Here is a 23,575-nt window from a genome sequence, read left to right as displayed (position 1 = left end):
GCCATGTCCGAGATCTTCGACTGGGTGCACAAGGCGGGAGTTCAGCCGGAGCCCATCACGATGGACATCTGGGAGCGGCTTCCAGAGGAGTTCTGCCGACAGGTCGAGGTCGTGGACGGCCAAGCGATTCGTTGCGAATCGCCTACCAGGCTGCACCAGACAGTGGTTCGACGCCTGACCGACATGCTGGAACGTGCCGCCGAGCGACACGGCAAAAGGCAGCAGGAATGCCTCGAAGCCAACATGCGCTTCGATGTGATCCTTTGGGAGCTGCCACGGGTGCAGATCCGACGGCCCGATGCCGCCCTGTTCCGATGCGCGCCGTCAGAGCAGAAGCCGCTTCCGGCGCACATGGTGCTGCTGGCCGTCGAGGTCATCTCCGGCACAGGCAGGGTTGAGACGATCGAGAAGCGAGCCGAATACGCCGCCGCCGGCATCCCCTGGTACTGGATCGTCGAGCTGGACGACGAAGGCGTTTCCAACATCGAGGTGCTCGCGTTGGACCACGGGATCGGTGGCTACCGGCTCGTCTCCGTACTTGAGCCCGGCTCGGAAACGCTGGGCAGCGGGCCGATCCGCATCCGGCTCGAATGGGATCGGCTTCGCTTGTAACGCCGCTAGGTGATCTCCAGCATGCGCTCCCGCACCGCGTACACCACAGCCTCCATGCGCGAATGCAGCTGGAGTTTGTCGAGGATGTTGCGCACGTGGTTCTTCACCGTGTTCTCGGAGATGAACAGCTGCTTGGCGATCTCGCGGTTGTTCAGCCCCTTGGCCACCAGCCGCAGGACCTCCATCTCGCGGTCGGTCAGCCGGGGCACGGGGAGCTGGGGCGGGCGCTCGGCCTCCTTGCGGCTCATGTTCGCGAACTCGCTGATGAGCTTGGCGGCCATCGCCGGGTTGATTAACGACTGGCCCTCGTGCACGCCCCGCACCGCGGCCGGCACATCGTTGATCTGGACGTCCTTGAGCAGGTAGCCGGTGGCTCCCGCCTTGATCGCCTCGAAGAGATCTTCTTCCTCGTCGCTCACCGTCAGCATGATGATGCGGGTGCTCGGGACGGAGGCCTTGATGCCCTTCGTCGCCTCGATCCCGTCCTGCCGCGGCATGCGGACATCCATGAGGGCGACGTCAGGCATGAGGCGATCGGCTAGTTCGACCGCCTCCTGCCCGTCGCTCGCCTCACCGACCACCTCGATGTCGGGCTCAGCGGCCAGAGCAAGCGCCAGGCTCCTCCGGATCAGCTCGTGATCGTCAACGATCAGCACGCGGATCGGCTCGCTCACTGACGGGCGAGCCTCGCCGGACTCGGTCACGAGGCCTCCTCGGGGTGCCTCGCGACTGCCTTTCCCTCGCTTCGCTCGCTCACCTGAACCTGACTGAGCTCGCTCACGTCTCCTCCTCGTCGGGGGGCCAGAGCCGTTGAACCGCCATGATGGCACGTGGCCGCGGTTCTCGGGTGGTCGAGAAGATCTTTTAGCGCGCGATCAGGGCTCTACGAGCCGCAACACGCCGTAGTTGTAACCACGTCTGCTGTAAACGACGCACGGCTGGCCGCTCTCCTTGTCACGGAACAGGTAGAAATCGTGTCCGACCAGCTCCATCTCGAGGAGGGCCTGGTCGATGGTCATGGGCTCCGCCCTGTGGAACTTCTCCCGTACGATGAGCGGCCCTTCGCCGTCCATCTCTATCGGGACGATGTCGTCGTAGCGCTGGTCGCTCTGGGCCAGCTCGTCCTCGTCGGGCTCGGCCTGCCGCTCGGGGACGGTGGGCTCCGTCCGCGGGGCCAGGTCGGCGACGTCAGGGAGCGTCGCGGTGATCTCCGCCACCGAAGGCGGGCAGTGGTTGCCGTGATGGACCTTGCGCCGGTCGGCCAGTCGCCTGAGACGGCCTTCCAGCTTGTCGAGAGCCATGTCGAGGGCTGCGAATCGGTCGTCGGCCGAGGCCTCGGCGCGGATGGCCGGTCCTCGGGAGTGAATGGTGAGCTCGACGCGCTCGCGCTGGTCGGCGAGGCGCGGGTTGCGTTCCTTCGACACCTCCACATCGACTCGGATGAGTTTGTTGTCCAGACGTTCGATCCTGGCCAGCTTGGTCGTCACTTGGTCGCGGAACCGATCACTCACTCCTGTGTGCCGGCCCTTGACGATGATGTCCATGCAACAGCCCCCCTTCGGTCTAACGACTGAGCAAGAGCGTCCGACGACGTGCGTGTCGGACGAGGTCTGTTGTCTGCCTTTCTCTCACCGTTACCCTCTTCCGACTCTGTGTCCTCGGAAACTCAGGTGGCACCCGCCCGGCCGACCTGGTCTTCGACCCCACATCCGCCTGCTGAGGGTCTCGCGGCTCTGTCGCCACTACTGCCCTTCTCTTCTTGCGAGGGTCATCTGGGCCCTCGGGAAGGCAGGACTTACCCCTAAGCCGCACCGTGATCGGTCGACAAAGAGTCGCCTTACGTGGACCGTTTTGCCTGCGGCTGGCATCGGCTAGCAGAGCCGGGAACCCCGGCCCTGCGCAACCACGGACCCGAACGGGTGCCATGTCAGAACGCTATCCGTATCCAGCACGAATGTCAGCCGGAGGATCGGCCAAAGGATCACGTACCGTGACTTTCCCGAGGTCTTCGGGGGCCTTATATGCCCTATTTAACCGATCGGCAACCCTTATGAGTGCGGGGCTCCCGTCCATTGAGCAGCCCCACCGCGGCCCTGGGGGAAGCGACATGTAACCTCCGGGTGAGGGTCATGATTTGGATCTTTCTTTACGGACTGTGATCGCAATCCTTTTCAAGATCTTCGGCGTGTCGCGGCCACGGTCACCGCCAGCGGCACCCGTACCCCTGCCGACCGCAGCGCCCGGGTGGCCTCGACGAGGGTGGCGCCGGTCGTGACGATGTCGTCCAGGAGCAGCGCACAGGCCGCTGGAGGGACTTTCGCGGCTTCAGGCACCTGGAGTGACCCCGCGAGATTGGAACTCCTCTCAGCGGAGCTCAGCCCCGCCTGGTCCGCGACCCGCCTCGACTGGCTCAGGCCGGTCCAGGTCTCGGCCCGCATGCCGTACGCCCGCAGCTGACCCGTGACCAGCACCGCCAACCGCCCGACCGGATCGTGCCCCCGGTGCCGCCGCGTCCGCCGCGCGCTGGGCACCGGCACCACCGCGAACGGCCTGTCCGCCCAGGACGTCGCCCCGATGCCGGTGATCGCCCTCACGACGGTGAACGCCGCGGCCTCCGCCAGCACCCCCGCCAACGCCACCGCGCCGTGCTCCTTGTACGCCACGATCGCCTTGCGCACCGCGCCGTCGTACGGTGCCGCCGACCAGCAGTCGGGCATGCCGCTCGGCACGGGCTCGGGCAGCCGCCGCGCCGGGGCGCCGACCAGTTCGGCCAGGCAGCCGGGGCAACACCGCGCCCCTTTGGCCCCGCACCCGGCGCAGGCTTGGGGCAGGACGAGATCGAGTACGGCGCTCAGCACGCGGACCAGGATGCCGCCCGCGACCGACAATTTCTCGCGGCGCGCCCACCACTCCTTGCGGCGCCACCACCGGCTTCTCGCGCTGCCGCCACCGAGGGCTTCTCCTGGTGCGTCGCCGACGACTTCTCGTGGTGCCACCACCTTCTCGTGATGCCCCATCGACGGCCGCCGTACCGCGCCCGCTGAGAGGCGTCCGGCCCACCCGGCACCCAGCCCGCCCGGCATCCGGCCCGCCCGGCACGCAGGGCGTCCGAAGCCCCGACTAAGACCTGGGACAGGCAAGCACGGGAGCGGACGCCTCTGAGCGAGGGGCGGGTGTGGGACCGGCCGCGTGGCAGTGCGGCGGGGGCCTGCGGGGCTGGGGGCCTGTTGGGCTGGGGGCCTGTTGGGCGCGACGTGGCAGGCGTGACTGTGCGAGCGCGCGTGGGACGTCGCCGTGCGAACGCGCGCAGGGCGTCACCGTGTGCGGGTGGGCTGAGGTCGTGGGCGGTGGGTCAGCCGAGGGGGAAGAGGGGGGAGCTGGCGTCGGACTCGATCTTGACGGTCCAGCTCTGGCGGTCCTGGTTGAGCTCGAGGATCTTGGTGCGCTGGTCCACCGTGGCCGCCGCCAGTACGCGATCGTCCAGCGCCGCCACCGACTCGAGCCGATCCTTCAACGGCACCGCCACGACCTCCCCGTCCCCCACGTTGATCTCGTTGAGTATCTGCCCGGCCTTGCTCTCCACCAGCTCCACCAGCACGAGCAGATGCTCGTCATCGCTCCAGGCGACGTCGAGGATCTTGGTCCCCACCTCGGTGGTGGTCAGGACGTGGAAGTTGCCCAGCATCGTCCCCGCCGCCTCGCCCGTCAGCGCGCCGATCTGGACGGTGTTCTCGCCGGTCATCACGGCCACCCGCACCCCGTCCCTGGCGATCCTGAGCTGGGTGACGTCCAGCCCGGCCAGCTTGGGGGCGGCCACCCGTTCGGGGCCTCTCCCGCTGGACGGGTCGTACCGCAGCAGGACGGCATTCCGCTGGTCATAGGTCCATAGGGACCCATCCCGGTGCCACGTCGGCGGGGTCAGCTTCGTGCCCTGGATGACCTCCTGCCAGCGCCCGTTCTGCGTCGCCCCCGCCACCGAGATGCCGGTCGAGGTCTTGGCGGCGATGAGCTGGCCGTCCTTGGACAGGGCGAAGTCCGAGTAGCCTTCGCGCGGCTCCCCCGCAGGACCCGGGACGGCGGCCGCCGGCCCGTCCTTGCCCATGTAGTGGACGGCGCCCTTGCCTACGTAGTAGGCGGTGTCGCTGCTGTCGTCCAGCCACTGGTCGTCGGAGTTGGGCTGGTCGATGGAGTACGGCTCCCCGTCCACCTGGATCTCGATGACGCGGCCCTTGGCGATCTCGTTCTTGTTGAGGCTGTACCTGATCTGGGCCTTGAGGGATGCCTCGGTGCTCAGGTCCAGGAGATCGATGGGGCCGGAGAGGTTGATCACCACGCGTTCGTCCGCCCTGATCGACAGGATCTTGGTGCCGGGCGGGAAGCTCGTCGTCACCGCTCCCTGCAGGGCCGCGGTCGGGCTCTTGAGCAGGCGCTCCAGAATGGTCTGCGCGTAGGTCTCCGTCGGCTTCAGCCGTAGGCGCACACGGTCGACGACCAGCCTGTTCCCGGTTTTGCCGTTCAGGTAGTAGAGGTTCGTGGCCCGGTACGCCCGCGTCACGTCGGCGTTGGTGAGCAGCAGCCCGTTGGGCAGGTCCTTGACGCGGTAGCCGCCCCCTTGGACCTTCACGAGTTCGAACGGGAAGGGCGAGGAGCCGGCCGTGGGGACGTACGAGTCGTCCTCCTGGATCCCCGCCACCCACCGGCCCTTGAGCGTGACCTTCTGCACCGGGCTCGTCTCGTCGCGCGGAGCGGGCGGCGCGAACTCGAACCCGTCCTCGATCACCGTCACCGGGCCGGAGGCGCTCCACTTGGCCCGCGCCTCGGGGGTCAGGTACTGGGGCAGGATGGTCGGGTCGTCGGCGTAGGCGGCCATCGCGGCCTGCAGGCCCCTGACGGTCTGCTCCGGGCCCCAGCTCTTCTGGGGCGGGATGGCGATCATGCGCTGGAACGGCTTGCTCAGCGGATCGCTGCTGCCGGTCTCGTTGACGTTGAGCGGGCCGGTCACGGGGATCACGGTGCAGCCGGAATCCGCCAGCACCATGGCCGCCACGATCGCGACCAGCACGCCGAGCCGCCAGAGCCTCGCCCGCCGTCCCGTCACCCCGCCGGCGACGAGCCCTCTAGTCCTCGTCATAGCCGGTCCCGTCCGCGGACGCAGGCAGCAGCACCGGTGTCATGGCCGTGCGCCACGTACGACGCATCTCGATCTCGGGCGGCACCAGCGACAGCGGCGAGCCCTTCAGGTCGGCCCCGGCGGCCCTGGGCAGTGTCAGCCGGAACTGCGAGCCCTCCCCAGGCTGCCCCCACGCCTGCAGCCAGCCGCCGTGCAGCGTGGCGTCCTCGCGCGAGATGGCCAGCCCGAGCCCGGTGCCGCCGATCGTCCGCGCCCGCGACGGGTCTGCCCGCCAGAAGCGGTCGAACACCATAGTGTCCTCGCCGGCCTTCAGCCCGATCCCGTGGTCGCGCACGGCGACCGCGACCGCGTCCCGGTCGGCGCCGATGGTGACCACGATGTCCCTGCCCTCGCCGTGCTCGATGGCGTTGAACAGCAGGTTGCGCAGGATCCGCTCGACCCTGCGGTTGTCGATCTCGGCCATGCAGGGCTCGTTCGGCAGCCGGAGCTCGAAGCGGGTCGTGTGCCGCTCGGCCAGCGCCTCGGAGTCGGCGATGGCCCGCAGCACCACGTCGCGCACGTCCACGGAGTCGAGGTCGAGCGTGGCGGCGCCGGCGTCGTAGCGGCTGATCTCCAGCAGGTCGGCCAGCATCGACTCGAACCGTTCGAGCTGGGCCTGCATGAGCTCCGCCGAGCGGGCGGCCATCGGGTCGAAGTCCTCGCGGGCGTCGTACAGCAGGTCGGCGGCCATGCGCACGGTCGTCAGCGGCGTGCGCAGCTCGTGGGAGACGTCGGAGACGAACTGCCGCTGGACCTGTGAGAGCTCCTCAAGCTGGTGGATCTTCAGCGCCAAATTCGCCGCCATCTCGTTGAACGAGTTCGCCAGGCGGGCCAGGTCGTCCTCGCCGCGTACTTTGAGCCGTTCGTCCAGCTTGCCGGAGGCGAGGCGTTCCGCGGCCTGGCGCGCCAGCCGTACGGGGGTGACGACCTGGCGGGCGACCAGGTACGCGATGGCGGCGAGCAGCAGCACCAGCCCGAGGCCCACCACGACGATGGCGAGCCGGACGTTGGACAGCAGCTCCTCTTCGTCCGTGAACGGGAAGAAGTGGTAGACCTCGTAGCTCTCGCCGGTGGACGGCACGTGCACGATGCCGCCGACCACGTACGTGAGCCTGGGCTGGCTCCCCCCGGCGAACTTGATCCGCTCTATCGAGCCGACGGCCTTGCCGTACTCGGCCTTCTGCACGTTGCGCTGCAGGCCCAGCGGCACGTTCAGCGGCACGACGCCCCCGGACGCCCGCGACTGGCCGGGGGCGGTCTGGTTGAGAATCAGCACGTCGTAGCGCTTCTTGGAGCCGTTCTCGCCCGACCCGGTGACGATGTCCATGACGTCGTCGAGCGGGTTGGCCGAGCCCTTCTTGCCACTGTCGGCGGGCTTGGTCTGGTCGTCGGCCTCAGGGGTCAGCGCGTCGGCGATCTGCAGGCGGTCGGCGGACGCCTCGCTGGCGGACGAGCGCTGGCTGCTCGACACGACCTGCCTGTTGATCTGCTCGGAGAGGAACGTGCCCAGCACGACCACCACGATCACGGAGATCACCAGCGTGCTGGTGACCACCTGGAGCTGGAGCGAGCGCCGCCACACGCTCCGTGTCCTGCCCGCCGCACGGCGCACCCGCCGGCGAACGCCGCCGAGAATCTGGCGGAGTGTCCGTCGGCGGGACCTCGTCTTCTTCGCCGGGGGCATGACAGGGGAGTGGAAGATCAGGCGGGGCCGGCTTTGTAGCCGACGCCGCGGACCGTCACCACGATCTCGGGGTGCTCGGGGTCCTTCTCGATCTTGGCCCTGAGCCGCTGTACGTGCACGTTGACCAGCCGCGTGTCCGCCGCGTGGCGATAGCCCCAGACCTGCTCCAGCAGGACCTCGCGGGTGAACACCTGGCGCGGCTTGCGAGCCAGCGCGACCAGGAGGTCGAACTCCAGCGGCGTGAGGTTGATCGTCTCCTCGCCGCGCTTGACCGAGTGACCGGCCACGTCGATGGTGATGTCGCCGATCTGGAGGATCTCGGGGGTCGGCTCGTCGGTACGGCGAAGCCGCGCGCGCACGCGCGCGACGAGCTCCTTGGGCTTGAACGGCTTGACGATGTAGTCGTCGGCGCCTGACTCGAGCCCGAGAACGACGTCGATCGTGTCGCTCTTGGCCGTGAGCATGACGATGGGAACCCCCGACTCCGCCCTGATCCTGCGCGCGACGTCGATGCCGTCGGCCCCCGGCAGCATCAGGTCGAGCAGGACCAGATCCGGGCGTGTATCCCGGAACGCGTCGAGGGCCTTGTCGCCGTCGGAGACAAATGACGGCTCGAAGCCTTCCCCTCGCAGCACGATCCCCAGCATCTCGGCGAGAGCGGCGTCGTCATCGACGACCAGCACGCGACCTTTCATGGCCCCTCATTCGTTCTACGCATTGTGGGACATACCCGCACGACCGCTGAAGGTTACCCTTGGTAGGCCCATGAGTGTGACATGAGCCATGCAATAGGCGAATTTTAGGTCCGCCCCCCGCGACCGCTATCTCAGTCTGCGGTAACAGTGCAACTTTCTGCCATCCCTGGACGCGAACCTTGACCGGATTCGCCGTGGAATGCGGGCAAGATGAGCCGGCGAATCCGTTCGGTGACACCAATGCCCCGTTCAGCGTGCCAGGATTGGGGATATGTCAGACGGTCACGGTCCCCCGCCCGAGACGCCATCAGGCTGGTCGGCCGAACAGCCCCCGCCGTACAGCGCCCCGCCAGCCTCCCCGTGGACCGCGCCGGGCTCGCCGCAGCAGGTGCCCCACGGGCAGCCGTACGGCCGGCCCCCTCAGCAACAGCAGCCACTCGGACCGGGGCCCCAAACACCATATCCGTCCTATCCGCATCCTCAGCCCGGTTACGGCTACGCGCCTCACCCGTCGGCGCTCAGGCCGGGCATCATCCCGCTGCGCCCGCTGGGGCTCGGCGACATACTCGACGGCACGATCAAGCTGATCCGGTCCAACCCTAAGGCCGTGCTCGGCCTGTCGGCCGTCGCCGCGCTGCTCACCGCCGTGCCGGTGGCCGTGGGTCAGGCGTTCGTGCTCGACTCCATGGGTAGCGCCTTCGCCGACCCCGAGAGCGCGACCACGTCCGGCACCGAACTCACCACCGCGTCCGGTCTGGTCAGTCAGTACGGCGGCTCCCTGGTCTCCTTCGCGGTCGAGTTCCTGGTGGTCACGCTGCTGACCGGCGTACTGACCCGGATACTCGGCCGGGCGGTCTTCGGCGGCAACCTCAGCGCGGGCGAGGCGTGGCAGCTCGTCAAGGGCCGGGTGCCCGCGTTGTTCGGCGTCGTGGGGCTGATGGCCGCCATCATGGTGGTGCCGTTGATCGTGTTCGCGCTGCTCTTCGTGGCGATCGCGATGAACGCCTCCTCCGACAGCTTCGGCGCGCTGGTCGGGCTGATCCTCTTGTTCATCGTCGTGTACGTCCCGTACTACCTGTTCTTCACGACCCGCTTCGCGTTCGCCGCACCCGTCGCGGTGCTGGAGGGCAGGGGCCCGATCGACTCCATGCGCCGCTCGTGGCACCTGGTGACCGGCGACTTCTGGCGGGTGCTCGGCATCCTGCTGCTCACGTCCCTGCTGGTCGGGCTGGTCTCCGGCATCTTGTCGGTGCCCTTCACGCTGGCGGGCACGATGTTCGGCATGTTCGGCGCGGGCTCGGCGGCCACGGCCATCGTGTCGGCCGTGCTGATCGCGATCGGCGGCACGCTCGGCGCCATGATCACCTATCCGTTCCAGGCCGGGGTCGCCGGCCTGCTCTACGCCGACCGGCGCATGCGTAGCGAGGCGTTCGACCTCGTGCTGCAGACGGCGGCCATCGAGCAGCAGCGTCAAGGATGGGTGCACGCATCCGCGGACGAGCTCTGGCACCCGTCCAACTCCGCCAGGCGGTGACTGTGCTGATGGTCGCGCTTCCCGCGGCCTCCGTTGGCTCGTTCCTCGCTCTCTCCGGCCTATGGCGCCGCTCCGGGCTGATGGTCGCGCTTCCCGCGGCCTCCGTTGGCTCGTTCATGGCGGTGCTCCCCGCGGCCGCCGCCGGGCTGCGGCTCGACACCCCGATCGACCGGGACGAGGCCGCGCGGAGGGCCGCGGAGGAGCTGCTCAAGCCCGCCTACGAGAAGGAGTCGCTGGTCGACCAGATCTACCGGCGGGTCATGCAGTTCCTCGGCGACCTGATGGACGCGGCCACGGGCGGGGGCTCCGCCGGCGGGATCATCGCCGCCGTGGTGATCGTGCTGATCATTCTCGGCGTGATCGTGCTCATCTCGTGGCAGCTCCGCAAGACCGCGCGCAAGAACGCGCTCGCCATGGGCGGGCTGTTCGGTGAGCGGGCGATGACCGCGGCCGAGCACCGGGCGGCCTCCGCGGGGCTGGCCGCCGAGGGGCGCTGGACCGAGGCCATCCAGGAACGGCTCCGGGCCATCGCGCGTGACCTGGAGGAGCGCGCGCTGGTGGACGGCATGCCCGGGCGCACCGCTGACGAACTGGCCGCCGAGGCGGCCGTCTCTCTGCCGGGATTCGCGACGAGGCTCGCGGCCGCGGCGCGGTCGTTCGACGACGTGACGTACGGCGGGGTGCCGGGGACGCGGGAGGCGTACGAGGTGATGTCCACCCTGGACGACCAGCTCCGCCAGGCCCGCCCCGTCCCGCTCGCGGTACCGGTCCCGGCGGGTGTGGGCGCGACGGCTCCGGTCGGCGCCTCGGCCGCCCCCGTACCGGGAGGCCCGGTCGCGGGCCCGCCGGCCGGGGTCGCGCCCGAGGCGCCGGTTGCGGGGCCGCCGGTAGGACCGCCGGCCGCACCACCGATGGGGCCGCCGATGGGGCCGGCGCCGGGTGGAGGACAGCCGGGCGGCCCGGTGGAAGGGCCGTCGTCAGGAGCGCCCGGCCGGCCCGGTGACGGGGCGGGTGGGGCGGCATGAGCGTGCTCACGGGACCCCCGGCCGGCAGCGCGCCGGCCCAGACCGGCGGGTCCTACTCGACCTCCCCCACCGCCCGCTCCGCCTGGCGCGGCAGCCGGATCATCGTGCTGCTCGGCCTGATCATCGTCCTCGCCGCGATCGCCGGCGTGCTGCTCAGCCCCCAGCGGGGCCCGTCGCGCCTCCTGGACCCCGACGACACCTCCCTGGCGGGCTCCAAGGCGCTGGCCGAGGTGCTGAGGTCCCGGGGCGTACCAGTGGACCGGGTCGACTCCGTACAGGCGGCCGTGGACAAGGCGGCGACGGGCAACCGGCTGCTTCTGATCACGGACATGTCGTACTTCGACGAGTACACCCTGTCCAGGATCCCGGGTGACCGGCTGATCGTCGGCGACCAGCCCGGCCTCGCCGCTCTGGCACCGGGCGTGCACAGGGAGCTGAACACGGCACGCACGCGCTCGCGCGAGCCCGAGTGCGAACTTCCCGCCGCCAAGGCCGCGGGCAGCGCCTACATGGGCGGCGCCGTCTTCACCGGCCCGGCGGGGGCCAGTGGCTGCTACCCCGGCGGCGAGGGTTACACGCTGGTCAGCTTCTCGAACGGGGGCGGCGTCACCACGGTCGTCGGCGACGGCAGCTTCATGACCAACCAGCGCCTGGCCGAGGACGGCAACGCCGCGCTCGCGCTCAACCTGATCGGCACCGGCAAGCCCGTGACCTGGCTCGTGCGCCCTGAGACCCCGCCCATCACGGAGCTGCCGGGCGAGCGGGGCGAGTCGATGTACGACCTGATGCCCGACAGCATCCGCTGGACGATCTACATGTCGCTCGTCGCCCTGGCCATCACCGCGTTCTGGCGCGGCAGGCGGCTGGGCCCTGTGGTGACGGAGAAGCTGCCCGTCGTCGTACGCGCGGCGGAGACGGTCGAGGGCCGTGGCAGGCTCTACCGGGCCAGGCGGGCCAGGCAGCGGGCGGCCGACTCGTTGCGCGCGGGCACGATCGACCGGCTCACGCCCAGGCTGGGGCTCGGGTCGGGGGCTGGGCCGCAGGAGGTCGTCGCGGCACTCGCCGCCCGCACGGGCCAGGACGCCCACCAGGTCGGCGCGGCACTGTACGGGCCGCCGCCGGTGGACGACGCCGGGCTCGTCGGGTTGGCCGGATACTTGGACTTCATCGAAAGGCAGGTCAGTGAACTCTGAGGAGACTTTCCGCGTCACGAGCTTGGGCGACTCGGCCAGGGAGGCGCTGGGCGCGCTGCGTGCCGAGGTGTCCAAGGCCGTGGTCGGCCAGGACGCGGTGGTGACGGGGCTGGTCATCGCGCTGCTGTGCAAGGGGCACGTGCTGCTCGAAGGCGTGCCCGGCGTGGCCAAGACGTTGATGGTACGCACGTTGTCGGCGGCCCTGGCCCTGGACTTCAAGCGGGTGCAGTTCACGCCGGACCTGATGCCCGGTGACGTGACCGGGTCGTTGATCTATGACGCGAAGACCGCGGAGTTCGAGTTCCGCGAGGGGCCCGTGTTCACGAACCTGCTGCTCGCCGACGAGATCAACCGCACCCCGCCGAAGACCCAGGCGGCGCTGCTCGAGGCGATGGAGGAACGCCAGGTCAGCGTGGAGGGCTCGGCGCGGCGGCTGCCCGACCCGTTCGTGGTGTGCGCGACGCAGAACCCCGTCGAGTACGAGGGCACGTACCAGCTGCCCGAGGCGCAGCTCGACCGGTTCCTGCTCAAGCTGACCGTGCCGCTGCCGCCGCGCGATCAGGAGATCTCGGTGCTCGAACGGCACGCCCGCGGCTTCGACCCACGTGACCTGAGCGAGGTGAAGACCGTCGCCACGGCCGACGACCTCGCCCTCGGGCGGGAGGCGGTCTCCAAGGTGCACGTGGCGCCCGAGGTGCTCGGCTACATCGTGGACGTGGCCCGCGCTACCAGGAACTCGCCGTCGTTGCAGCTCGGCGTCTCGCCGCGTGGGGCCACGGCGCTGCTGGCGGCCTCGCGGGCGTGGGCGTGGCTGTCCGGGCGCCCGTACGTGACGCCTGACGACGTGAAGGCGCTGGCCAGGCCCGCCCTGCGGCACCGGATCCAGCTCAGGCCCGAGGCCGAGCTGGAGGGCGCGACCGCCGACGGCCTGCTCGACGGCATCCTGGCCTCGGTCCCGGTCCCGCGCTGATGGCACATACGGTGGTGGTGCGCTGATGGCTCTCACGGGACGCGCCGGGCTGATCGCGGCGATCGGGATCGTGGTGGTGCTGCTGGCGCCCCAGCCCGGGGCCGCGCTGGCCGGGGTCTGCCTGCTGCTGGCCGCCGCGATCGTGGTGGACCTGGTGTTCGCCGGCGCCGTGCGCCCGCTGAGGTTCCACCGTTCCGGCGACACGCTCATACGGCTCGGCCAGCGGGCCACGGTCGAGCTGATCGTCGAGAACCCCGGCTCCAGGCGCGTACGCGGCGCGCTCAGGGACGCCTGGCCGCCGTCGGCGGGAGCCACCCCGCGCGTCGCCGAGCTGGACGTGCCCAAAGGTGAGCGCCGCAAGATCGTCGTGACGCTCGCTCCGACCAGGCGGGGCGACCGGTCGTCCGTGGCGGTGACCGTGCGCTCGGTCGGGCCGCTGGGCCTGGCCGCCCGCCAGGGCAGCCACCAGGCGCCGTGGTCGGTACGCGTGCTGCCGCCGTTCCTGTCGCGCAAGCACCTGCCGTCCAGGCTGGCCAGGCTCCGCGAGCTGGACGGCCAGCACCCGGCGCTGGTGCGCGGTCAGGGGACGGAGTTCGACTCGCTGCGGGAGTACGTGGTGGGCGACGACGTGCGTTCCATCGACTGGCGGGCCACGGCACGCCGCCACGACGTCGTGGTACGCACCTGGCGCCCGGAACGCGACCGCCGCGTACTGATCGTGATCGACACCGGCCGCACGTCGGCGGGCCGTGTGGGCGACGCGCCGATCCCCATGACGGGGGCCGCGCCGAGTGGCGGCGGGCTGCTGGTGAGGCCGGATCCGCGCCCGGCGCCCGGCTGGCCGCGGCTCGACTGGTCGATGGACGCGGCGCTGCTGCTGGCCGCGTTGGCCGCCCGGGCCGGTGACCAGGTCGACTTCCTCGCCTACGACCGGGCCGTGCGCGCCTGGGTGAGCGGAGCCTCCCGGACTGAGCTGCTGTCGTCGCTGGTCAACGTGATGGCGCCGATCGAGGCCGAGCTGATCGAGGCCGACTCGCAGGGCATGGTGGCGGCCATCCTGGCGCGGGCCAAACGGCGCTGCCTGGTCGTGCTGCTCACCGACCTCAACTCGGCGGCGCTGGACGAGGGGCTCATGCCGGTGCTTCCCCAGCTGTCCTCGCGTCACCTGGTGCTGGTGGCCGGGGTGTCGGATCCCCGGGTGGCGGCCATGGCGGGCCGCCGGGGGTCTGCCGAGGAGGTGTACGACGCGGCGGCGGCCGAGCACACCCAGCTCGAACGCCGCCGGATCACGGCGCGGCTGCGGCGGCACGGGGTGGAGGTCGTGGACGCGCCCCCGGAGGACATCGCCCCCGCGCTGGCGGACGCGTACCTGGCCCTGAAGGCGGCAGGCCGGCTCTAGGACCGTACTTCGCCTCCCACCATAGGCAACTCTCCCGCCGCCATCGGTGACCGTCCTTCGGGGTGAAGGGCGGGGTCGGTGGTGGCCGTCCCTTGGGGGAGGACCAGGGCCGGTCCTTGGGGGCGAAGGGGCGTTGGTGGCCGTCCACTTGGTGGGCGGGATCAGGCCGTGGGGGCGACGTCTGGGGCGCGTTCGATGTCGCCGGTCTCGTTCTGGCGGAGGGCGCGGCGGCCGAAGGCGATCACATACGTCAGGAACGCCACCTCGGCGAGCACGCCGATCCCGACGCGCGCCCACGTGGGCAGCCCGGACGGCGTGACGAACGCCTCGATCAGCCCCGACACGAACAGCACCACGACGAGCCCCAGCGCCACGCTCATCACCGCCCGCCCCTGCTCGGCCAGCGCCTCCGCGCGGCGGCGCGGCCCGGGATCGATGACCGTCCAGCCCAGGCGCATGCCCGCGGCCGCCGCCAGGAACACGGCGGTCAGCTCCAGCAGCCCGTGCGGCATGATCAGGCCGAAGAAGATGTCCAGCTTGTCGCGGGAGGCCATGAGACCACCCGAGACGCCGACGTTCGCGGCGTTCGCGTAGAGCATGTACGGGATCGGCAGACCGAGCAGCACCGAAGAGATGATCACCTGCGCGGAGACCCACGCGTTGTTCACCCATACGCGGCTGGCGAAGGAGGAGGCCGGGTTCTCGGAGTAGTAGTCGGCGAAGTCGTGGTTGACGAGCTGGGTGATCTGTTCCGGCGAGGCGATCGACGACTGCACCTCGGGATTGGCGGCCACCCAAGCGCCCATCACCCACGCCACCACCGTGAACGCCACCGCGCTCGCCAGCCACCACCACCGCGCACGGTAGGCCACCACGGGGAACGACACCGTGAAGAACCGCACCAGCTCCCGCCAGGCAGGCGTGTGCGCGCCGGTCACGGCCGACCTGGCCCTGGCCACCAGCGCCGACAGCCGCCCGGTCAGCATCGCGTCCCTGGACGAGGAGCGGACGATGGACAGGTGCGTCGACACCCGCTGATAGAGGTCCACCAGCTCGTCCACCTCGGCGCCGCTCAACGACGAGCGGTGCTTGACCAGGTAGTCGAGCCGGTCCCACACGGGGCGGTGTGCTGTGATGAACGCATCGATGTCCACCCGAACATTCTGGCCGCTCAGTCAGGGCGACATAGCCGTTAGGCTCCATATATGTCAGAGGTTGTGACCGGCGACGCGGTCGTCGTCGAAGTGCGGGTCGCCCAGATGCCCTCGCGTGCGCTGGCGATCATCATCGACATGGCCGTCCAGTTCACCGTGCTGATCGCCGCCTATGCGATCTTGGGGGCGTTCGCGGTCATCTCGGACTCCGCGATGTTCGGGGCCGTGATGATCGTGCTCATGGTGCTGGTGCTGGTCGGCTACCCCGTGATCTTCGAATCCCTCTCCAGGGGGCGCAGCCTCGGCAAGCTGGCTCTCGGTCTTCGGGTCGTCGGCGACGACGGCAGTCCCGAGCGCTTCAGGCAGGCGCTGTTCAGGGGCCTGGCCGGGGTCGTGGAGTTCTGGATGCTCTCCGGGGCGCCCGCGCTGATCGCGTCGCTGGTCTCGCAGCGCGGCAAGCGGCTGGGCGACGTCTTCGCGGGCACCATCGTGATCTCCGAGCGGGCGCCACGCGACTCCGGGCAGTTCATCGTGATGCCGCCGCCGCTGGCGGCCTGGGCGGCCACGCTGGAGCTGTCCCAGCTCCCCGACGAGGTGGCACAGGCCGCCAGGCAGTACCTGTCGCGCTGGCACGACCTGTCACCGCATGTTCAGCACGAGATGGGGGTGCGGATCGCGACCCAGGTGGCGGCGTTCGTCTCGCCCGCGGCACCGGCCGGAGTGCCGCCGCACGCATACTTGAGCGCCGTCCTGGCCGAGCGCCGCAGGAGGGATCAGGTACGCCTCGCGCAACGCGCCGGCAACGGCCTCCCGCCCCAAGGCTTCCAGCCTCAGTACCAGCAGCCGGGGCCGTACCAGCAGCCGATCTCAGGCCCATACCAGCAGCCGGTCCCAGGGCCGTACCAGCAGCCGGGGCCTTACGCGCAGCCCCAGCCGAACTCCCAGGTCGGCGCGCCCCACAGGCCTCCGGCCGCACCCGCGCCGGAGCCGCCGAAGGCGACTCCGGGCGGGTTCGCGCCGCCTCAGTGAGCACGGCGCCGGCCGTGTTACCCGGCGGCCGGATCCGTCAGTCGTGCCACCCGTTCCGGTACGACCCCTGGGTCTGCACGTTCAGCCGGTCGGTGCGGACACCCCTGGCGCTGTCCGTGAGCGGATCGCTGATCTTGATGACGTCGAGGCCCTCGTGGAAGTCGGCCCCGTAGATGTAGCCGTTGTAGTAGTAGGCGGACCAGATGCCGCCGCCACCGCCCGCCGAGCGGGGACCGCGCTCGAAGTAGCCGATCTCCCTCGGGTGGGCCGCGTCGGTGAAGTCCCAGACCGACAACCCACCCATGTACCAGGCCTGGACCATGATGTCCCGGCCCTTGACGGGGATGAGCGAGCCGTTGTGCGCGACGCAGTTCTCGCTGTCGGCCTGGTAGCGCGGGATCTTGAAGTAGCTCTTGAACGTGAACTGCCCGTTCGAGATGTCATAGATCGCGTCCGCGCCGCGGTTCGGCCCGGTCGCCTCGTTGCAGGTGGCCGCGCCGCCGCCGCCGAGCTCGTCGGTGAAGATGACCTTCTTGGCGTCGTTGCTGAAGGTCGCCGAGTGCCAGAACGCGAAGTTCGGATCGGTGGTCCTGGCGGTCACCTTCGGGTTCAGCCGGTCCGAGATGTCGAACAGCACGCCGTCACCCATGCACGCGCCCGCCGCGATGTCCTTCTCGGCGTAGGCGGTGATGTCGTGGCAGCCGCTGGTGGGCAGCAGCAGGCCGGGCTGGGTCTCGTTGCCGCCGTCGGGGAAGATCACCGGGGTGGCCGCGACCGCCGCGGACGCCGGGTCCTTGAGCGGCACCTTGATGATCGAGATCTTGTCGTGCGGTGGCTGGCAGTCGGGGAACGTGGCGCTCGGGTTGTAGGACGAGACGTAGATGTAGACGTTCTTGTCCCGATCGCGGCCCTTACCCGGCACCAGGGTCAGGGTGTGGGAGCCGCAGTTGGTCTCGACCGACTTGATGTACTTCGGGCTGGCCTTGTCGGAGACGTCGAAGATCCTGACGCCTTCCCAGGCCTCCTTGTGGTCGGCGGTCAGCGCCGTGCTGTTGCACGAGTCGTCGCTGCGCGAGGAGTCGACCGCGGTGAACAGCAGGTTGCCGTAGACGGTGACGTCCATCTGGGAGCCCGGGCAGACGACCGAGCTGACAGGCTTGGCCTTCTTCGGGTTGCTGATGTCGTAGATCGAGAAGCCGCCGTAGTTGCCGACATATGCGTAGTCGCCCTGGAAGGCGATGTCGGTGTTGATCGTCGAGGCGATCGGGGCGGGTTTGGGGATGTTCAGTACGTGGGTCACGTTGGGGCTGGTGACCACGGTGTCGGGCGGTGGGATGTCGGCGGCCATGGCGGGCATGCCGGTCAGCGCTAACGCGACGGCTGCCGCGACCGCCACGAGGGCACGGCGCGGATTGAACACTCCGGAGTCTCCTTGATCGTGTGTCCGGACAGAGCGAAAGCGGCGAGGACCCGCCGGGGGACCTCGCCGCTTGACGGTCAGTGGCCGTGTTCGGGATACGACCCCTGGGTCTGCGCGTTCAGCGAGCGCATCTTGACGCTGTTCGCCTCGTTGGTACGCCAGTCGTTGATCTTCAGGACGTCCAGGCCCAGGTTGAAGTCGGACCCGTAGATGTAGCCGTTGTAGTAGTACGCCGACCAGAAGCCGCCGTCGAGCGGCGGCGCGGTGTTGTCGGGGCCGCGCTCGAAGAACGCGATCTCCTGCGGGTGCGCCGAGTCGGTGAAGTCGACCACCGAGATCCCGCCCTGGTACCACGCCTGGACCATGATGTCGCGGCCCTTGACCGGGATCAGCGAGCCGTTGTGCGCCACGCAGTTCTCCGTGTCGGCCTGGTGGCGCGGGATCTTGAAGTAGCTCCTGAACTGGAGCTGCCCGTTCACGATGTCGTAGTACGCGTTGGCGCCCCGGTTCGGGCCGATGGCCTCGTTGCAGGTGGCCCTGGTGCCACCGCCGAGCTCGTCGGTGAAGATGACCTTCGTGCCGTCGTTGTTGAAGGTGGCCGAGTGCCAGAAGGCGAAGTTCGCCTCGTCGCGGACCCTCGCGGTGACCTTGGGCTGCTCGGGGTCGCGGATGTCGAGCAGGATGCCGTCACCCATGCACGCGCCTGCGGCGATGCCCTTCTCCGGGTAGGCGGTGATGTCGTGGCAGCCCGTGGTGGCGGACTTGCTGTTGGGGTACGTTCCCGGAACGCCGGGGTTGCCGCCGTCGGGGAAGAGGTTCGGCGTCGCAATCACCGTGGCGGCCGTCGGGTCATTCAGCGGCACCTTGATGATCGAGATCAGGTCGTGGGGCGGCTGGCAGTCCGGGAACGACGCGTTCGGCGCGTAGGAGGAGATGTAGAGGTAGACGTTCTCGCCCTTGCGGTCGGGCACCAGCGTGTGCGTGTGGGAGCCGCAGTTCGTCTCGACCGACTTGATGTACTTCGGGTTGGTCTTGTCGGAGACGTCGAAGATGCGGATGCCCTCCCAAGACTCCTTGACCGAGGCGGGCTGGGAGGCGCTGTTGCACGAATCGTTGTTGCGCGAGGAGTCGACGGAGCCGAACAGCAGGTTGCCGTAGATGGACATGTCCATCTGGCCGCCCGGGCAGACCACCGAGCTGACCAGCGACGTCTTCTTCGGGTTCTTGATGTCGTAGATCGAGAAGCCGTAGTAGTTGCCGACGTAGGCGTAGTCGCCCTGGAAGGCCATGTCCGTGTGGATGTCGGCCAGGGCTTCGGGCTTCGGCACGTTGGTGACGTGCTTGATGTTGGGGCTCATGACGATCTCGCCGGGAGCCGGGATGTCCGCGGCCTGGACCGGTAAGGTCACGCTGCCCAGCAGCGCGACCGTCGCCACCAGGGTGAGGGCCCTGCGGAGGGTGAACACTCGGGATCCTCCTATAAAGGGGGCATAAATCTAGGTCATCCTCGCCTTAACCGGCCTCCACAAGCCAGCACACAACTTGTCAATTTTTGTTCCGGTTCGTCGTCTTCAAATTTGTCCGGTTATGGCCTAGAGTGCGCATTCTCGACCAAGTCAGTCAGGGAGGTTGGGTGCGCGCTGCGCTCATTGTCGTCATGGGCACGGTCGTTGCCCTCTCAGGCTGCAGCAGCTCCCCGCCGCAGGCCCCGCGCGCCGACTCGACCGCGCCGGTGATCGCTCCCGGCCGTCCCGGCGACCAGGCCAAGACGCTGTCGCCGAGCGAGGCCGCCACCGCCGTCCCCTCGCCCACCGCCAACGCGGCCGACATCAAGTACGTCCAGGACATGATCATCCATCACCGGCAGGCCCTGGACATGGCCCTCCTCGCCCCCAGCAGGGCGGACTCGGCCAAGCTGAAGAGCCTGGCCGGCCGGATCAAGGACGCCCAGGGGCCGGAGATCCAGTTCATGACGACCTGGCTGCGGGAGCAGGAGCAGTCGGTGCCCGACCATCACGCCGCGCACGACGGCATGCCGGGCATGGCCACGCCCGAGCAGCTCGAGGCGCTGAAGGCGGCCAAGGGCAAGGACTTCGACCGGACGTTCCTGCAGCTCATGATCAACCACCACCTCGGCGCGATCAAGATGTCGGAGCAGGTCCTGACCACCGGCTCCCACATCCGCGTCGAGGAACTGGCCACCGACGTCAGCGTGACCCAGGCGGCCGAGATCCGCCGCATGCAGGAGATGCAGTCCGCCCTCTAGCCACCTTCCGGCCCCGGTTCCACGCCGTCCGACCGGCTTCCACTCTCCACACCCGTTTCCCGGGACTTGGGGACGCACCTCCAGCACCCCACTTCCAAGCTCCTGACAGGCGCGTCGGACGTCCCGCCTCCATGCCTCCGGCCCGGCAAGGGCCTGGCAGACGCGTCGGACGTCCCGCCTCCATGCCTCCGGCGGGTGCATCCGGCGCGCGACGGCCGGGATAGCGGCGGGGTCGTGGGGGGGCGTGTCGACCCAGGGGGCGAGGGGCGCTGGGGGCCCGGCGGTCTGGAGTGCGGGTGGGCGCTGGGGCGCATCGGCGGGGAACCGGTGGCCACGGAGCCTCGCGTGCCGTCCGTCGCCGGGCCGGTCAGGAGCCGACGCGCCAGGAGTGCAGGTAGTCCTCCTGCTCAGGGGTGAGCACGTCGATGCCGATGCCGGCGGCGGCCAGTTTGAGCCTGGCCACCTCGTGGTCGATCTCCTCGGGAACGTCGTAGACGCCGGGGTCGAGCCGGGAGCGCTCGCCCGCCAGCCAGGCCACGGCGAGGGCCTGCGCGGAGAACGACATGTCCATGACGGCCGCGGGATGGCCCTCGGCGGCGGTGAGGTTGACCAGCCGCCCCTCGGCGAGCAGCAGCAGCCGCCGGCCGTCGGGCATGACGTACTCGTCGGTGTTGGGCCGCACCCCGCGGTGCACCTCGGCGGCTATCTCGTCCAGCGCCCGCACGTCGATCTCCACGTCGAAGTGCCCGGCGTTGGCCAGGATCGCGCCGTCCTTCATGACCGACAGGTGCTCGGCCCTGATCACGTCGCGATTGCCCGTCACGGTGACGAACAGGTCGCCGACCATCGCCGCCTGCGCCATCGACCGCACTTCGTAGCCCTGCAGGGTCGCGTCGAGCGCCTTCACGGCGTCGATCTCGGTCACGATCACCCGCGCCCCGAACCCCTTGGCCCGCTCGGCCACGCCCCGCCCGCAGAACCCGAACCCGGCCACGACGACCGTGCGGCCGGCGAGCATGGTGTTGGTGGCGCGCATGATGCCGTCGAGCGTGGACTGACCGGTGCCGTAACGGTTGTCGAACATGCGCTTGGTACGCGTGTCGTTCACGGCCACCATGGGGAACCGCAACGCGCCCTCCGCGGCCATCTGCCGGAGCCTGATGATCCCGGTGGTGGTCTCCTCACAGCCGCCGCTGACAATTTCGAGCAGGTCAGTACGCTCGGTGTGGAGAATGTTCACCAGATCGCACCCGTCGTCGAGCACGAGATCGGGCTCGATGTCGAGCGCCTGGTGAATGTGCCGGTAGTAGGTGGCCCGATCGACCCCCGCGCGCGCGTGCACACCGATCCCGTACATCCGCAGCGCCTCACCCACGTCGTCCTGAGTGGACAGGGGGTTGGACGCGGCCAGCGCGATCTCGGCCCCTCCGGCCTTCAACGCCCCCATCAAGACGGCGGTCTCGGCGGTGACGTGCAGGCAGGCGGCGATCTTCAACCCGTCAAGCGGACGCTCGAGCCCGAACCGCTCGCCGATCGCGGTCAAAACCGGCATCGAACGAGCAGCCCAGGAGATCTGCCGCTCGCCACTTTCCCAGAGATCCATGCCAGCCCTTTGTACGAAAAGATGGCCAAGAATACGCGTCGTCACGGCGAGCAACCCGCGAGCCTTCACGACCGGCCATGACGGACGGAGGTGACGTCGGCGCGTGCGGCCCAGCGTGCGCAGCCGTAACGGATGGGGTTGATGGGCGCGCGGCCCACGCAGCCGCACAAGATGCGGGTTTGATGGGCACGTGGCCCACGCAGCCGCACAAGATGCGGGTTTGATGGACGCGGCCCACCGTCGCAACCGTAACGGATGGGTGGGCAGGGCCCACCGTACACGGCTGTACAAGGTGCGGGTGATGGGCCTCGAAAAGGGAGAGCTCCGGGAGGCGAGAAACCCCCCGGAGCTCATGAGAATTCAGTACCGGTAGTGGTCGGACTTGTAGGGGCCCTCGACGTGGACGCCGATGTAGGAGGCCTGTTCCTTGGTGAGCTCGGTCAGCTTGACGCCCAGGGCGTCGAGGTGCAGGCGGGCGACCTTCTCGTCCAGGTGCTTGGGCAGGGTGTAGACGCCGATCGGGTACTCGGACGTCTTCGCGAACAGCTCGATCTGCGCGATCACCTGGTTGGTGAACGAGTTGGACATGACGAAGCTCGGGTGGCCGGTCGCGCAGCCGAGGTTCATCAGCCGGCCCTCGGCCAGGACGATGATCGAGTGCCCGTCGGCGAAGACCCACTCGTCGACCTGCGGCTTGATGTTGTTCCTGACGATGCCGGGCAGCTTGGCCAGGCCGGCCATGTCGATCTCGTTGTCGAAGTGGCCGATGTTGGAGACGATCGCCTGGTGCTTCATCTTCGCCATGTGGGCGGCGGTGATGATGTTGAAGTTGCCGGTGGCGGTCACGAAGATGTCGGCGATGCCGACGACCTCGTCCAGCGTCGTCACCTGGAAGCCGTCCATGGCCGCCTGGAGCGCGCAGATCGGGTCGATCTCGGTCACGATGACCCGGGCGCCCTGGCCGCGCAGCGCGTCGGCGCAGCCCTTGCCGACGTCGCCGTAGCCGCAGACCACGGCCACCTTGCCGCCGATCAGCACGTCAGTGGCGCGGTTGAGGCCGTCGATGACGGAGTGGCGGCAGCCGTACTTGTTGTCGAACTTCGACTTGGTGACCGAGTCGTTGACGTTGATGGCCGGGAAGAGGAGCTGGCCGTTCTTGTGCATCTCGTAGAGACGGTGCACGCCGGTCGTGGTCTCCTCGGTGACGCCCTTGATGCTCTCGGCGATCGCGGTCCACTTCTTGTCGGTGCCGACCGTGCGGGTGAGCAGGTCGATGATGACGTGCCACTCCTCGGGGTCCTCCGCGGTGGCCGGCGGCACGGCGCCCGCCTTCTCGTACTCGGCGCCCTTGTGCACCAGCAGCGTGGCGTCGCCGCCGTCGTCGAGGATCATGTTGGGGGTGCTGCCGTCAGGCCACGTTAGGGCCTGCTCGGTGCACCACCAGTACTCCTCCAGCGTCTCGCCCTTCCAGGCGAACACCGGCACGCCCTGCGGGTCGTCAACGGTGCCGTTGGGGCCGACGACCACCGCGGCGGCGGCGTGGTCCTGCGTGGAGAAGATGTTGCAGCTGACCCAGCGGACCTCGGCGCCGAGGGCGACCAGCGTCTCAATGAGGACGGCAGTCTGGATCGTCATGTGCAGGGAGCCCATGATCCTCGCACCGCGAAGGGGCTGGGAGGCCGCGTACTCCTTTCGGACCGCCATGAGGCCGGGCATCTCGTGCTCGGCGAGCCGGATCTCCTTGCGACCGAAGTCGGCCAGTGAAAGGTCTGCGACCTTGAAGTCCATCGGGGTTCCCCTCGCGACGCGGATGGTTTGTCG

Annotated in this window: 19 protein-coding genes; 8 read left to right on the top strand and 11 right to left on the bottom strand. The window is 69.3% G+C overall.

All coding sequences use genetic code 11. The features are described 5' to 3' along the window. The first annotated feature begins 3 nt into the window (after nucleotides 1–3). Nucleotides 4–612: a Uma2 family endonuclease gene (locus ACQPWU_RS07525; RefSeq protein WP_433437935.1), complete on the top strand. Its 609-nt coding sequence runs from the start codon at nucleotides 4–6 to the stop codon at nucleotides 610–612. A 5-nt stretch (nucleotides 613–617) separates the two neighbouring features. Here ACQPWU_RS07525 and ACQPWU_RS07520 read toward each other — a convergent pair whose 3' ends face one another. The 6 genes from ACQPWU_RS07520 to mtrA all read right to left on the bottom strand — a co-directional run bounded on the left by ACQPWU_RS07520 (nucleotide 618) and on the right by mtrA (nucleotide 8,161). Then, complete coding sequence (locus tag ACQPWU_RS07520; RefSeq protein ID WP_360691289.1) at nucleotides 618–1,316, bottom strand: response regulator transcription factor; 699 nt, start codon at nucleotides 1,314–1,316, stop codon at nucleotides 618–620. Nucleotides 1,317–1,487: 171 nt separating this feature from the next. Further along, nucleotides 1,488–2,156 carry a ribosome hibernation-promoting factor, HPF/YfiA family gene (hpf, locus tag ACQPWU_RS07515; protein WP_433437933.1) on the bottom strand — a complete coding sequence of 223 codons (669 nt, stop codon included), beginning with the start codon at nucleotides 2,154–2,156 and terminating at the stop codon, nucleotides 1,488–1,490. A gap of 627 nt (nucleotides 2,157–2,783) precedes the next feature. Next, a complete protein-coding gene (locus ACQPWU_RS07510; RefSeq protein ID WP_433437932.1) occupies nucleotides 2,784–3,608 on the bottom strand; it encodes a ComF family protein in 825 nt (274 codons plus the stop codon). A 356-nt stretch (nucleotides 3,609–3,964) separates the two neighbouring features. Further along, complete coding sequence (locus tag ACQPWU_RS07505) at nucleotides 3,965–5,743, bottom strand: LpqB family beta-propeller domain-containing protein (protein WP_433437931.1); 1,779 nt, start codon at nucleotides 5,741–5,743, stop codon at nucleotides 3,965–3,967. Beyond that, a complete protein-coding gene (gene mtrB / locus ACQPWU_RS07500) occupies nucleotides 5,730–7,466 on the bottom strand; it encodes an MtrAB system histidine kinase MtrB (protein ID WP_433437929.1) in 1,737 nt (578 codons plus the stop codon). Before mtrB ends, ACQPWU_RS07505 begins: the two co-directional genes overlap by 14 nt. 17 nt (nucleotides 7,467–7,483) lie before the next feature. Continuing rightward, the gene (gene mtrA, locus ACQPWU_RS07495; protein WP_043620615.1) at nucleotides 7,484–8,161 is read right to left on the bottom strand and encodes an MtrAB system response regulator MtrA; all 678 of its coding nucleotides are present in this window, start codon (nucleotides 8,159–8,161) and stop codon (nucleotides 7,484–7,486) included. A 271-nt stretch (nucleotides 8,162–8,432) separates the two neighbouring features. Between mtrA and ACQPWU_RS07490 the strand changes: the two genes are divergently transcribed. Genes ACQPWU_RS07490 through ACQPWU_RS07470 form a run of 5 tightly spaced genes read left to right on the top strand, consistent with a single transcriptional unit; the run spans nucleotide 8,433 to nucleotide 14,282 of the window. Next, nucleotides 8,433–9,695: a glycerophosphoryl diester phosphodiesterase membrane domain-containing protein gene (locus tag ACQPWU_RS07490; protein ID WP_433437928.1), complete on the top strand. Its 1,263-nt coding sequence runs from the start codon at nucleotides 8,433–8,435 to the stop codon at nucleotides 9,693–9,695. A gap of 8 nt (nucleotides 9,696–9,703) precedes the next feature. After that, nucleotides 9,704–10,720, top strand: a complete 1,017-nt coding sequence (locus ACQPWU_RS07485; protein ID WP_433437926.1) for a DUF4129 domain-containing protein — start codon at nucleotides 9,704–9,706, stop codon at nucleotides 10,718–10,720. Continuing rightward, complete coding sequence (locus tag ACQPWU_RS07480) at nucleotides 10,717–11,913, top strand: DUF4350 domain-containing protein (protein ID WP_433437925.1); 1,197 nt, start codon at nucleotides 10,717–10,719, stop codon at nucleotides 11,911–11,913. Before ACQPWU_RS07485 ends, ACQPWU_RS07480 begins: the two co-directional genes overlap by 4 nt. Further along, complete coding sequence (locus ACQPWU_RS07475) at nucleotides 11,903–12,883, top strand: AAA family ATPase (RefSeq protein WP_433437923.1); 981 nt, start codon at nucleotides 11,903–11,905, stop codon at nucleotides 12,881–12,883. The genes ACQPWU_RS07480 and ACQPWU_RS07475 overlap by 11 nt, the downstream gene beginning before the upstream one ends. Nucleotides 12,884–12,908: 25 nt before the next feature. After that, nucleotides 12,909–14,282, top strand: a complete 1,374-nt coding sequence (locus ACQPWU_RS07470) for a DUF58 domain-containing protein (protein ID WP_433437922.1) — start codon at nucleotides 12,909–12,911, stop codon at nucleotides 14,280–14,282. Nucleotides 14,283–14,443: 161 nt separating this feature from the next. Here ACQPWU_RS07470 and ACQPWU_RS07465 read toward each other — a convergent pair whose 3' ends face one another. Further along, nucleotides 14,444–15,436 carry a stage II sporulation protein M gene (locus tag ACQPWU_RS07465; protein WP_433437920.1) on the bottom strand — a complete coding sequence of 331 codons (993 nt, stop codon included), beginning with the start codon at nucleotides 15,434–15,436 and terminating at the stop codon, nucleotides 14,444–14,446. Between the two features lie 51 nt (nucleotides 15,437–15,487). Here ACQPWU_RS07465 and ACQPWU_RS07460 point away from each other — a divergent pair, with 51 nt between their 5' ends. Further along, nucleotides 15,488–16,465 carry an RDD family protein gene (locus ACQPWU_RS07460; RefSeq protein ID WP_433437918.1) on the top strand — a complete coding sequence of 326 codons (978 nt, stop codon included), beginning with the start codon at nucleotides 15,488–15,490 and terminating at the stop codon, nucleotides 16,463–16,465. A 37-nt stretch (nucleotides 16,466–16,502) separates the two neighbouring features. On the opposite strand, the gene ACQPWU_RS07455 is transcribed toward ACQPWU_RS07460, so the two are convergent. Both ACQPWU_RS07455 and ACQPWU_RS07450 read right to left on the bottom strand, forming a co-directional pair. After that, a complete protein-coding gene (locus tag ACQPWU_RS07455; RefSeq protein ID WP_433445173.1) occupies nucleotides 16,503–17,822 on the bottom strand; it encodes an LVIVD repeat-containing protein in 1,320 nt (439 codons plus the stop codon). A gap of 140 nt (nucleotides 17,823–17,962) precedes the next feature. Beyond that, entirely contained in the window at nucleotides 17,963–19,351 is a 1,389-nt protein-coding gene (locus ACQPWU_RS07450) for an LVIVD repeat-containing protein (RefSeq protein ID WP_433437916.1), read from the bottom strand. 167 nt (nucleotides 19,352–19,518) lie between these two features. Between ACQPWU_RS07450 and ACQPWU_RS07445 the strand changes: the two genes are divergently transcribed. Continuing rightward, complete coding sequence (locus ACQPWU_RS07445; RefSeq protein WP_433437914.1) at nucleotides 19,519–20,151, top strand: DUF305 domain-containing protein; 633 nt, start codon at nucleotides 19,519–19,521, stop codon at nucleotides 20,149–20,151. Nucleotides 20,152–20,518: 367 nt separating this feature from the next. Here ACQPWU_RS07445 and ACQPWU_RS07440 read toward each other — a convergent pair whose 3' ends face one another. Beyond that, complete coding sequence (locus ACQPWU_RS07440) at nucleotides 20,519–21,754, bottom strand: adenosylhomocysteinase (RefSeq protein ID WP_433437912.1); 1,236 nt, start codon at nucleotides 21,752–21,754, stop codon at nucleotides 20,519–20,521. 360 nt (nucleotides 21,755–22,114) lie between these two features. Further along, entirely contained in the window at nucleotides 22,115–23,542 is a 1,428-nt protein-coding gene (gene ahcY / locus ACQPWU_RS07435; protein WP_433437911.1) for an adenosylhomocysteinase, read from the bottom strand. Nucleotides 23,543–23,575: the final 33 nt, after the last annotated feature.

The sequence above is a fragment of the Nonomuraea sp. CA-141351 genome (assembly GCF_050944675.1).
GTDB lineage: Bacteria > Actinomycetota > Actinomycetes > Streptosporangiales > Streptosporangiaceae > Nonomuraea.
This window is presented reverse-complemented; position numbering and strand designations above follow the sequence as displayed.

Excerpts from the sequence above, each read along its gene's own strand:
- ACQPWU_RS07525 (WP_433437935.1), top strand. The coding sequence starts at position 4 with ATGTCCGAGATCTTCGACTGGGTGCACAAGGCGGGAGTTCAGCCGGAG.
- ACQPWU_RS07460 (WP_433437918.1), top strand. The coding sequence starts at position 15,488 with ATGTCAGAGGTTGTGACCGGCGACGCGGTCGTCGTCGAAGTGCGGGTC.
- ACQPWU_RS07480 (WP_433437925.1), top strand. The coding sequence starts at position 10,717 with ATGAGCGTGCTCACGGGACCCCCGGCCGGCAGCGCGCCGGCCCAGACC.
- ACQPWU_RS07440 (WP_433437912.1), bottom strand. The coding sequence starts at position 21,754 with ATGGATCTCTGGGAAAGTGGCGAGCGGCAGATCTCCTGGGCTGCTCGT.
- mtrA (WP_043620615.1), bottom strand. The coding sequence starts at position 8,161 with ATGAAAGGTCGCGTGCTGGTCGTCGATGACGACGCCGCTCTCGCCGAG.
- ACQPWU_RS07455 (WP_433445173.1), bottom strand. The coding sequence starts at position 17,822 with ATGCCCGCCATGGCCGCCGACATCCCACCGCCCGACACCGTGGTCACC.
- mtrB (WP_433437929.1), bottom strand. The coding sequence starts at position 7,466 with ATGCCCCCGGCGAAGAAGACGAGGTCCCGCCGACGGACACTCCGCCAG.
- ACQPWU_RS07485 (WP_433437926.1), top strand. The coding sequence starts at position 9,704 with ATGGTCGCGCTTCCCGCGGCCTCCGTTGGCTCGTTCCTCGCTCTCTCC.
- ACQPWU_RS07505 (WP_433437931.1), bottom strand. The coding sequence starts at position 5,743 with ATGACGAGGACTAGAGGGCTCGTCGCCGGCGGGGTGACGGGACGGCGG.
- hpf (WP_433437933.1), bottom strand. The coding sequence starts at position 2,156 with ATGGACATCATCGTCAAGGGCCGGCACACAGGAGTGAGTGATCGGTTC.
- ACQPWU_RS07470 (WP_433437922.1), top strand. The coding sequence starts at position 12,909 with ATGGCTCTCACGGGACGCGCCGGGCTGATCGCGGCGATCGGGATCGTG.
- ACQPWU_RS07490 (WP_433437928.1), top strand. The coding sequence starts at position 8,433 with ATGTCAGACGGTCACGGTCCCCCGCCCGAGACGCCATCAGGCTGGTCG.
- ahcY (WP_433437911.1), bottom strand. The coding sequence starts at position 23,542 with ATGGACTTCAAGGTCGCAGACCTTTCACTGGCCGACTTCGGTCGCAAG.